At 64.5% G+C, this 10,129-nt stretch carries 9 protein-coding genes and 1 tRNA gene; 4 read left to right on the plus strand and 6 right to left on the minus strand.

What is annotated here, in order from left to right:
• Positions 1-104: 104 nt before the first annotated feature.
• The 5 genes from VTU_RS0102670 to VTU_RS32420 all read right to left on the minus strand — a co-directional run bounded on the left by VTU_RS0102670 (position 105) and on the right by VTU_RS32420 (position 5,251).
• Complete coding sequence (locus VTU_RS0102670) at positions 105-1,199, minus strand: zinc-binding metallopeptidase family protein (RefSeq protein ID WP_010100496.1); 1,095 nt, start codon at positions 1,197-1,199, stop codon at positions 105-107.
• 103 nt (positions 1,200-1,302) lie between these two features.
• Complete coding sequence (locus VTU_RS0102675) at positions 1,303-2,514, minus strand: M48 family metallopeptidase (protein WP_010100497.1); 1,212 nt, start codon at positions 2,512-2,514, stop codon at positions 1,303-1,305.
• Complete coding sequence (locus VTU_RS0102680) at positions 2,514-3,773, minus strand: YjgN family protein (RefSeq protein ID WP_010100498.1); 1,260 nt, start codon at positions 3,771-3,773, stop codon at positions 2,514-2,516. Before VTU_RS0102680 ends, VTU_RS0102675 begins: the two co-directional genes overlap by 1 nt.
• Before the next feature lie 334 nt (positions 3,774-4,107).
• Positions 4,108-4,938, minus strand: a complete 831-nt coding sequence (locus tag VTU_RS25410; protein ID WP_236610617.1) for a Fic family protein — start codon at positions 4,936-4,938, stop codon at positions 4,108-4,110.
• On the minus strand, positions 4,898-5,251 hold the full coding sequence (locus VTU_RS32420; protein WP_138927772.1) for a DUF6444 domain-containing protein: 354 nt from the start codon (positions 5,249-5,251) through the stop codon (positions 4,898-4,900). Before VTU_RS32420 ends, VTU_RS25410 begins: the two co-directional genes overlap by 41 nt.
• A gap of 65 nt (positions 5,252-5,316) precedes the next feature.
• On the opposite strand from VTU_RS32420, the gene VTU_RS0102690 reads away from it, so the two are divergent.
• The 4 genes from VTU_RS0102690 (at position 5,317) to VTU_RS25415 (ending at position 8,898) form a co-directional block, all read left to right on the plus strand.
• Positions 5,317-5,904: a 3'-5' exonuclease gene (locus tag VTU_RS0102690; protein WP_010100501.1), complete on the plus strand. Its 588-nt coding sequence runs from the start codon at positions 5,317-5,319 to the stop codon at positions 5,902-5,904.
• A 127-nt stretch (positions 5,905-6,031) separates the two neighbouring features.
• The gene (locus VTU_RS0102695) at positions 6,032-6,961 is read left to right on the plus strand and encodes a polyprenyl synthetase family protein (RefSeq protein ID WP_010100503.1); all 930 of its coding nucleotides are present in this window, start codon (positions 6,032-6,034) and stop codon (positions 6,959-6,961) included.
• Between the two features lie 39 nt (positions 6,962-7,000).
• A tRNA-Pro gene (locus VTU_RS0102700) sits at positions 7,001-7,077 on the plus strand.
• Positions 7,078-7,512: 435 nt separating this feature from the next.
• On the plus strand, positions 7,513-8,898 hold the full coding sequence (locus VTU_RS25415) for a Fic family protein (RefSeq protein WP_029554043.1): 1,386 nt from the start codon (positions 7,513-7,515) through the stop codon (positions 8,896-8,898).
• A 108-nt stretch (positions 8,899-9,006) separates the two neighbouring features.
• On the opposite strand, the gene VTU_RS0102710 is transcribed toward VTU_RS25415, so the two are convergent.
• Positions 9,007-9,981 (minus strand): sugar kinase, encoded by a 975-nt coding sequence (locus tag VTU_RS0102710; RefSeq protein ID WP_010100505.1) that lies wholly within the window; start codon positions 9,979-9,981, stop codon positions 9,007-9,009.
• Between the last annotated feature and the right edge of the window lie 148 nt (positions 9,982-10,129).

Consider the following 10,129-nt stretch of genomic DNA (forward strand, 5'->3'; position numbering starts at 1 on the left):
CTTCGGCCAGGGTCCTGGCCACGTCGGCGTGGGCCAGCGCAAGTACCTCGCTGTCTGGTGTGGGGGGGGTCGGATGCGTCATGGGCTGCGAGCATAGCGGCAAGTCAGCGACCGGCGTCCCGGGCCTGACGCGACACCGACACCAGATCGTGCACGAAGCGCAGCTTGTCGATGGCCCCGGATGAGAGCGCAAACGGGTAGGCGTCGCTCTGCCCCAGGCTGCGGTTCAGGCTGTTGAGCATGAGCGTGAGCGGAACCCACTGGCGCACCATGTCCAGAAAAGCCGGGCGCGGCGCGGCAAACGGGTCCACCACCTGGTGGCGCAGCGCGGACTGGGGGGCGGGAACGGTGATTCCCACCTGGTAGCTGGCGGCCGTCTCCAGCAGATCGATCATGTGCAAATAGTGCGCCCAGGTTTCCGCCCAGTCCTCCCAGGGGTGCGCAGCGGCGTACGCGCTGACGTACTGCTCCGACCAATCGCCCGCCGCGCTGCCCTTGGCGTAGTGGGCGTCGAGCGCGGCCGCATAGTCTTGGCGCTCGTCACCGAACAGGCGGCGGAAGGCGTCGATGCACCCGCCATCGCGCACCAGCGGACTCCAGTAGAAATGACCGGACTCGTGGCGCAGATGGCCGATCAGCGTGCGGTACGGTTCGCCCAGCGCGATGCGCCGGCACGCGCGCTCGCCATCGTCCGCTTCGGACACATTCAGCGTGATGGTTCCGTTGTTGTGCCCCGTCAGGATGGCGGGCCCCCCCGGAAGGTCCGCCAGAAATTCAAACACCGGGCCCGAGCGCCCCGGCGCAGGCTCCAGCCCCAGGCAGGCCAGGGTGTAGAACAACTGGCGCTTGGCCGCCTCGATCTGCTTGCAGCGGCCCAGGTTGGCTGCATCCGAGAGGTCCGGCAGCACGCGGGTCTGGCGGCAGGACGCGCACAGGACCGCAGGGTCGTCGGCAGGAACGGCAAAGTTGCAGGCTTGTTCGGTCTGGTTGCAGCACATACGGTACCGGCGCCCGCCGTCCGGGAGAGCGCCGCCCCCGCCCAGGCGTCGCCACAGGCCCGGACCGTCCCGGAACGCCGGCGCCAGAGCCGCCATGGTCAGCGCATCCGGCAGAAACGCCAGCGCGCTGCCGCAGTGCAGGCACTGCACGCTGTCAAAGAAAACCAGGTGGGCGCAATGCCCGCAATTGAATACCCGCATGCCGTAGAGCTTAAGGCAAGGCCAAGCCGGAATCACGCGGGCTCCCATGCGCGCTGGTGGCAAGCGTTGGCGCGGGGGGCAGCAGCACGTCGAAACTGCGCAGTCAGTCCCCGGGACAGTGCGGAGCCTGCCCCCGTTCCAACTCCGTTGCGCGCTGCACGGTGTCGGGGTGGCTGTTCAGCAGGGACCAGACCGGGTGCGCTGCAGATTCCTGTCCGGCCCTGCGTTTGGTTTTGTGCGCGCCGGACGGAGGCGAGGCACCCGTGCTGACCGGATCCTCGTCCTCCTCGTCGTCATCGTCATCGTCCTGCGCAATGGCCAGCAGCAATTGGGCCATGGGCCTCGTCGGCAAGGCCGCTTGGCCCATCAGGGCGATGGCGTAGCAGTCGGCCTCGCGTTCATGGCTGCGGCTGTAGGCCAGTCCGGTGAGCAGTGATGCGCTGGTCGAGAGCACGCCGGAAACATCGCCCAGCGCCAGCTCCATTCCCATGTAGAGCACGCCCTGTTGCACCAGCATGCGGGTGGTGTGGCGCTGCACTGCATGGCCGATCTCGTGGGCCAACACGCCGAGCAGCGCGTTGTCGTCCAGACCATGGGTGGCTGCGACCCGGACCATGTCGTCGGTCATCAGCACCTTGCCGCCAGGCAAGGCGAATGCGTTTGCGCCCAGGCCGGAGCGAAACTCCAACGCCAGCTGCGGTCGGTATCCGGGGTAGCGCTGCGGGCCGGACAGGCTGTGCTGCACCAGTGCATCGAAGCGCGAGCGCAGCTGCGCCTGCCGCTCCTGCGGGAGCTTGCTGGCTTTGAGCAGGTCGTGATCGAGCTGCTGCAGGACGTTTTCGGCCACGCGCTGCTCCCAGGCCAAGGGCACGAAACGCGTGATCTGCGTAGCCGCCCAGGGCGTGCCGTAACGGTAGAACAGCGCCAGGCCAATGGCCACCACGGCGGCCACGCCCAGCAACCAGCGCCAGCGGGTTTGCATGCGCTGCACGATGTCGGGGCGCTGGCCGCAGGCAGCCAACGCAGCACGCCATTGGCTGACCGCATCGATCTCCAGGCTGCCCCGCTCGCGCAGGTCGACCACCACGCACTGTGGCGGGCGGCGCTCGTCCCAGACTTCGGGCCAACCGACCTCGGCAAAGCCCAGGACGCTCGGCGCAGCGTCTGCCGGTGACAGCGGATGCAGCACCAGCGCAGGCCCCCGGGGCGTGGCCTGCAGGCCCACCTGCACCGGCCGGGCCTGGCTGCTCAGGCCGTCAAACCAACGCCCTGGCAGCAGGGCCCCGGTAAGGGATTCGGCAGCGGGGGGATGCATCAGCCAAACAGCTCCAGGCCCGCCGCGTCGGCGAGCGCATCGCCAAGACCGCCTGGCTGCTGGCGCAGCATCGCGTCGGCCACCTGTTCCACGTGGCCCTGGACGTGCATGCTCACCGATTCCAGCTTCATGCGGTATTCGCTGACGCGCGCAAACGGGCGGTAGAACCCCAGCGTGAGCAGGGTCAGCAGGGTGTTTTTGATGCGCAGCAGGATGTAGCGGACCATGGACAGCCGGCATTGGAAGCGCGCCACCCGGCCCAAGCCGATGTTGTTCCACATGATCTGGAACATGCGTGCATCCCGGTACGCGCGCGCCGGTACCGTTGCCAGAATCACTGCCAGGATGCTGATCCCGACGAAGAGCATCGTGGCCGCCGCGGACCACCCGGGGGAAAGCGATTCGAGCGAACGGGGCCATTCCATCGTCTTCGCCCGCTCCGAGAACAATGCAAGCGATACGAGCAATACGAGGAGGCTCACCAAGCCCAGCACGAGCATTGCCGCTGCGACCAACCAGACTTTCGCGAAGTCCATGTACCCCAGCTTCCAGCGACCGCGCTCAGCGCCCAACTGGGCCCTGAGCACCAGCAGGCGCTTGTAGTTGTAGTCGGTGCCGGTGTAGCACAGCGCCGCCACCACCAGCACCAGCACCAGACCCAGACCCAGACCCAGCAGCCCCCTTATGGCAGACGTCGAGGTAATGTTGGTCTCGGACAGATCGGGCGACAGCACCAGCAGGCCCGCGACCACGCTCCAGCACACCAAGGGCAGCACAAACAAGGGCCAGCTGGCAAGATAGACCTCGCGCCAACTGGCGACAAATTGCCAGCGCAGGCCGCGCCAGCGTGTGGCGTTCAGCCGAAAGCGCATGGCATTGCGCCAGAAAAAGGGCGCCAGCACCGCACCCGCCAGAAAAAACAGCAGCACAGCCAAGGCCTGCCCGGTGCTCGATGCAATGCTGTAGGTCAGGTAGAGCAGGATCAGCAGCACAAAGCCGAGCACCATCTTGCGCAACGACCCGGTGAATTCCAGGGGGCTACCGGCCACCAGGGTGTGGTTGTAGAAATACTGCGCCGTGCGGCGCCGGGCCCAGGGCGTGTAGATGCCCAGCGTCATGCACTGCAATAACAGGTTGACGATCCACACCCGGAAATACCCACCCCCGCTGCCAATGAACTCCAGCGAATAGGTGTCAATGTCCTGTGGCGGAAAACTTCGCAGCGGCTGCGCCGCGTCGTCGGATGGATTCTGGTTCATGGGCCTCTCCCCCTCCCTTGGGGCCGCGCAGTGTAACAGCGGCATGCGGCCAGAAAATTTTTTCCGCCGCGCGGGCGCGCATCCGGCAGGCCAGCGCTGCGGGCGAGCCGTACCAGGGAAGCGCACCGCCCCGCTCAGGGGCCGCTTGCAGGGCGGAGCCGACGCGCTGCTTGCCGGCGGCCGCAGCGGGCCCAGCCCGGAGGCTCATGCGGCGCATTGAAACGCGCCGTAGCGGTCATTCCCAGCCTGTCCGCGACCCAGCGCAAATACGCCGGCTGCGAATCGGGCAGCACCAGGGGTGGACGCAGGCCCTGCTTATTGCACCAATCGCCCCTCAAGGTGAACCGTCGTGATCGTCGCCAGCGCGTTCGTCCAGCAATGGATCTGGCTTGCATCCAATCACGACTTCAAGGTAAGTACCCAGCGACCGAGCAATACCCTCGGCCACCATTTGAGTAATATCTTCGTAATCCCTTGTTGCGCACGCCTTATCCAATGCGTTGTAATACGCGAGGCGATCTTCTTTTCTGATGATGACCGGAGGGAATCCCTCGCGCATCAACTCGAAGTTGAGCAGGAGCCTTCCCGTCCTCCCATTCCCGTCGAGGAATGGATGAATTCCTACGAATCTCGTATGCAGCTGGGCGGCTCGCTCAATGGGGTGAAGTGATTGGCCGTCCGCGCCGTACCATGCCATGAGGTCGGCCATCACTTCCGGCAATCGGACATGATCGGGCGGGATCGTGCTGGATCCAGTAATGACAACATTTTCCCGGCGATAGCGGCCCGCCTCGTTTGAGGCTATGTTTCGCAGAACAAGCTGGTGGATGTTTCTGATGTTCCATTCATTGATGTCCGCAGATTTTCCAACCAAGTCCTCCACGAATTGAATTGCCTCTTGGTGGTTGATTGCCTCGAAGTGCTCACGAAGGGTTTTGCCTCCAACCGTAATGCCTTCAAGAACCACCTTCGTTTCGCGAAGCGTGAGAGTATTTCCCTCGATGGCGTTGGAGTGATATGTCCATTCCAATGCGAGCTTCTCACGAAGCGAAGCCGCCGTGACCGCTGGAAGCGGTCGGCAGTCATCCAGTTCTGCCTTGCGCTGATCGAGGGCGCTGAAAATATCATGCAATTCCATCATGCGCTCCTGGAAAAACCGGGACATATCCTGCTGCTTGAATGAAACGCCAAACGTCATCCTTGTAAGCATGGGTGACGACCATATCGGGCTCGGCCACTTGGCACAGGGTATGACCCTTGTGGCCCTTGTGCCCCCCGACCGGCCGTTGCCCGGCTTTGCGCAATGACTTGGGTTGGGGCTTGTTGAGCCCATCGCTCGAGGGTGGCTTGCTGGAGTTGCGGCTGTCCAGATTGAGCCGCGCTTGCAGTTCGTTGATCTGCACCATCGCCCATAGATCCAGAACCAGTGCATCCCTCCGGGTCGAACCAAGTGTGCTGAGGTCGGGTAGCTGTTGCATCAAGTTGCGGATTATGGCTTACGGCGAGGGGGCTGAGTAGTTACAAGAACTTCAGCTTCAAAAGCGTGGGTATTCAGGCGCAGGGACGCACCACCATTCTCAAAATCAATTACCGCAACACCCGGCAAATCCTGGAAACCGCCTACCGCATGGCCGGCCACTTGCTCACCGCCGAAGACTGCGACGACGACGGCATCCCGTTGGTCAAACCCGTCAGTTGCGGCCGCGACGGCCCCGAGCCCCTGATCATCGATCTGCCCACCCTGCCCGGGCAGGCCGCGCGCATTGCCCAGTCGCTCGAAGACGCACATGCGGACGGCTTTGCCTGGGGGGATATGGCTGTTTTGTGCCGCGACATCGATACCTGCGCGTTGTGCGCCCAAGCGCTGGCCCGGCGCAAGCTGCCGCTGGAAAACCGCCGGCGCCCGGGTGACTACCACCCGCTGGCCGACACCATCAAGGTGCTGACCATACAGGCCAGCAAGGGGCTGGAGTTTCCGGTGGTGGCGATCCCGGGAATCGAGCGCCTCACGGGTCCGGACTGCGCCACGCCGGAGGATGCGGCCCAACAGGCGCGGGTCTTGTATGTCGCGCTCACCCGGGCAACGCACAGGCTGGTATTGGGGGTGGGGGTGGGGTCGGAGCGCGGCTGAAGGCCATGCAGGGCCGGCGCAGTGTCCCGGAAAGGACTTCCTATAATTCGGGCACTCTCCGTGCCCCCACATCTTGACCCACCATACCGCCCCCGCAGCATTTCCTCTCCAGCTCGTTGCGCAAGACATGCACGAGGTCGACGAGATCATCGGTCGGCGCCTGGCATCGAGCGTGCCGCTGGTGGCCCGGATATCGCAGCACATCATCGCCGCAGGCGGCAAGCGCCTGCGGCCGGCTCTGCTGCTCATGGTCTGCGGCGCGCTTGGTTATGGGGGTCCGCACCGCTGCAGCCTGGCGGCCGTGGTCGAGTTGATCCACACCGCCACCCTGCTGCACGACGATGTCGTGGACGCGTCCACATTGCGGCGCGGCCGACCCACGGCGAACGAGACCTTTGGCAATCCGGCCAGCGTGCTGGTCGGCGACTTCCTGCACACGCGGTCCTTCCAGATGATGGTCGAGGCGGGAAGCATGCGCATCATGGAAATCCTCTCCGAGGCCACGAACGTGATTGCCGAAGGCGAGGTGCTCCAGCTGATGAGCATGCACGATGCGTCGCTCGACGAAGCGGGCTACCTGCGCGTCATCCGCTCCAAGACCGCGAAACTCTTTGAAGCCAGCGCCCGCCTCGGGGCCGTGCTGGCGCAAAGCGGACCCGAAATCGAAGACGCCTGCGCGGCGTATGGACAGGCCTTGGGCACCGCCTTCCAGATCATCGACGACGTTCTGGACTACGACGGCGATACCGCGGAGATGGGCAAGAATTTGGGCGACGATCTGCGCGAGGGCAAATCCACGCTCCCGTTGATCGCCGCCATGGAGCGGGGCTCAGCGGACCAGGCGCTGATCGTGCGGCAGGCGATTGAACAAGGCTCGACGGAGCGCTTGGCGGAGATCGTGGGAATCGTCCGGACCACGGGCGCGCTCGAGGTCACGCGCGCGGCAGCCTTCTCCGAGGCCCGCAGGGCCATGGCCGCTGCGGAGCAACTGCCGCCGAATGCCCATTCCAAGGCTCTGCTAGAATTGGCCGCGCAGTTGCTGACGCGACGCACGTGACGCCCCCGGGCGAATGCGGGCCTCACACATCAGCGTTTTCGGGGTGTAGCTTAGCCTGGTAGAGCGCTACGTTCGGGACGTAGAGGCCGGAGGTTCGAATCCTCTCACCCCGACCAAATTTCCTTGTAATTTCCAAGGACTTGCAGAAGCTGCGGACTCCGCAGCTTTCGTGTTTTCGGGGGATTCTGTTCCAAACCAACAGGGTCAGCTGGCACAGACACCCCGGAAAATAAACGGCGGCGCTCCGGGAATCTCATCATCAACTGAAGATTCCGATAGCAGACCAGCACCAACCACAGCCGCTTGCCGAGTCATCGGCAAGCCCGCCAGCAGGCCAAACTTCGGGCATTGAACGCGGGTGCATGAACTGCCCTGCCTTGCTGCCGAGTCCAGCGCGGAGATGCCGCAACCGGACTTGGCATATATGTTGCTCCAAGTGCTTGCTCACTCCACAATCGGCTCGAATGATTTAGTATCAGCTCAGAAATCGAGCCGATAAGGCCAAATTGGCTCGGATCCGATAGAATCAGCTCAGTCTATCGAGCCGATTCATGCCATACGAAGACCGTCTGACATCCGATGCAATGCTGCGAGCCATCGCCATCCTGGCGTCTGCGGGGCAGGAACTGGTCTCCTCAACCCAGCTGGTCGAAGTCACCCGCTCAAGCCTGCCTGCCGTCAAGCGCATGCTGTCCAAGCTGGTGGAGGAAGGGCGAGTCGAGGTCACCGGCAAAGCTCGCGCGACTCGGTATCGACTGCTGGTAGCGGCCGCACCTGTTCCGACTGCCACCCCTGCCACTGCGCCACCTGCCAAGGCAGCTGCAAGCCGCGCGGGGCCGACTTGGCGCACTGCGAGCTTGGAGCTCAGGCAGCAGCTGACATTGCCGCTGGCGGCGCGCGTGCCGGTCACGTACCGGCGTGAATTCGTTGACAGCTACCAGCCCAACGAGACCTTCCTGCTGCCGCAAGAACTCGCCGAAGAATTGGCTGAGCTCGGTCGCCTTCCGGGGCAGCTGCCAGCGGGCACCTACGCCCGCAAGGTTCTCGAGCAACTGCTCATCGACCTGTCGTGGTCGTCATCCCATCTCGAGGGCAACCGCTACACGTTGTTGGACACCGAGGAGCTCTTCAAGAGCGGCGCGGCGGCCACGGACAGTGATGCGGTCATGCTGCTCAATCACAAGGCAGCCATCGAATTTCTTGTGGATGCCGTTCCGACCCAAGGCCTCATCTCCGGACTTGTTCGCAACCTGCACGCAGTGCTGATGCAGGACCTGCTCGCGGAGGTCGGAGCACTTGGTGCCATCCGCGAAAAGGTGGTCAACATCAGCGGCACCACCTACGTCCCAACCCAGGTTCCGGCGGTGCTGCAGGAGATGTTCGAACGCATCATCTCGACGGCCCAGCACATCAAGAACCCGATGGAGGCAGCATTCTTCCTCTGGGTCAACCTCGCGTATCTGCAACCCTTCGAGGATGGCAACAAGCGGGTGAGTCGGCTCGCGGCCAACGTCCCGCTGATGCTCTACAACCAGGCTCCGCTGTCGTTCCTTGATGTCGACCGCGAGGACTACGCGCTGGCCATGATGGGTGTCTATGAGTGCTGCGACGTCTCCATGGCTGTGGACCTTTTCGATTGGACGTATCGGCGGTCCCAGGCCAAGTACAAAGTTGTGCTGGAGTCCATGGGCTCGCCGGACCCCTTCCGCGTCCACTACAGGCAAGCGCTGAACGAAGCAGTGGGTTTGGTAGTTCGAAGCCGCAGGCCTGTAGCACAAGCGCTGGCCGGCTTGGGTCTGCCCGCCGACGATGCAACGAAGTTCGAGCAGTTGCTTGCCCAGGAACTGAAAGCGCTCGCTATCTTCAACTGCGCTCGCTACCGGTTGGGCATCAAGGAAACGCAGGCCTGGATTGATGAAGGTCGACCTCAGGGGTAACCGTTCCCTGGTCACAAATCTTTCGTTCAAGGTAACTGCCCAGTCCAATAGCCAACGCGGTCGCATCCAGCAGAGCAAGGCCGCCAACCTGATCGGTCGGCTACGCGATTACAGCGATGACGTTTGGCGTTTCATGACGGACCCGAGCTGGTGCCTGTAAGGCAGGCCCTCCATATCGCCCCGCACCTGGATCGCCTGCGCGCCGATCCAGTTCGCACGCTCCAGCGCTGCGGGCCAGGCGAGGCCCTCCAGTTGGGCGCTGATGAGCCCGGCGGCAAAGCCGTCCCCTGCGCCCACCGTGTCCACCACCTGGGGGACTTTGACGCCGGCCACGTGGCCGGCCTCGCCCGCGCGCGTTGCGTAGTACGCGCCTTCGGCGCCGAGCTTGATCACGACCACCTGCGCGCCCTGGCCCAGGTAGTACGCGGCAATGTCTTCGGGGCTGTCGCGCCCGGTCAGCAAGCGCCCCTCGGCAATGCCCGGCATGACCCAGCTGGCCGTGCGCGCCAGGCGGTTGATTCCGGCGATCATCTGCGCCTGCGAGGCCCACAGGCTGGGGCGCAGGTTCGGGTCGAAGGACACGCTGCGCCCGGCCGCACGCGCGCGCTGCATGCTGTGTTCGCAATACTCGAAGGTGTTCGGCGCGAGCGCGGCAAAGATTCCGGTCGCATGCAGGTGGCGCGCCGAGAGCAGGTAGGACTCGTCGAGCTGCGCGACCTGCATGGCGCTGGCCGCCGACCCCTTGCGGTAGTACTCGACCTGGGGGTCCGCGCCATCCGGGCTCAGGGTCTTGAGCATGAATCCGGTGGGCCGCGCGGGGTCGATCACGAGCTGCGAGCAGTCCACGCCCTCGCCGGCCACCGTGCGCTGCACGAAGTCGCCAAAGGAGTCGGCGCCGAGCCGGCTGATCCAGCCGACGCGCAGGCCGAGGCGGGACAGGCCAATCGCGACGTTCGTCTCGGCGCCCGCGAGCCGTTTGGTGAAGTGCTGTACCTCGGCCAGCGGGGCGGGCTGCTCGGCGGCGAACAGCGCCATCGATTCGCCGAGCGTGACCACGTCGAGTGGGGGGAGCTTGGTGTTCATTCCAGGGTCTCCAGCGTGCGCACGACGCCGTGCCCGCGCAGGGCGTGCAGCTGCGCGGCGACGGCGTGTACAAAGGCTTGGTTGTGCTGCAGGTCGCTGCCGAACACCGGCGCCAGGCCGGCGAACGCCTGCACCCAGTCCCGCGCGG

The sequence above is a fragment of the Verminephrobacter aporrectodeae subsp. tuberculatae At4 genome (genome assembly GCF_000193225.1).
GTDB classification, from domain to species: Bacteria; Pseudomonadota; Gammaproteobacteria; order Burkholderiales; family Burkholderiaceae_C; genus Acidovorax; species Acidovorax aporrectodeae.

Coding starts and splice junctions, on each gene's coding strand:
- VTU_RS0102670 (WP_010100496.1), bottom strand. CDS start 1,199: ATGCGGGTATTCAATTGCGGGCATTGCGCCCACCTGGTTTTCTTTGAC.
- VTU_RS0102675 (WP_010100497.1), bottom strand. CDS start 2,514: ATGCATCCCCCCGCTGCCGAATCCCTTACCGGGGCCCTGCTGCCAGGG.
- VTU_RS0102680 (WP_010100498.1), bottom strand. CDS start 3,773: ATGAACCAGAATCCATCCGACGACGCGGCGCAGCCGCTGCGAAGTTTT.
- VTU_RS25410 (WP_236610617.1), bottom strand. CDS start 4,938: ATGTCCCGGTTTTTCCAGGAGCGCATGATGGAATTGCATGATATTTTC.
- VTU_RS32420 (WP_138927772.1), bottom strand. CDS start 5,251: ATGCAACAGCTACCCGACCTCAGCACACTTGGTTCGACCCGGAGGGAT.
- VTU_RS0102695 (WP_010100503.1), top strand. CDS start 6,032: ATGCACGAGGTCGACGAGATCATCGGTCGGCGCCTGGCATCGAGCGTG.
- VTU_RS25415 (WP_029554043.1), top strand. CDS start 7,513: ATGCCATACGAAGACCGTCTGACATCCGATGCAATGCTGCGAGCCATC.
- VTU_RS0102710 (WP_010100505.1), bottom strand. CDS start 9,981: ATGAACACCAAGCTCCCCCCACTCGACGTGGTCACGCTCGGCGAATCG.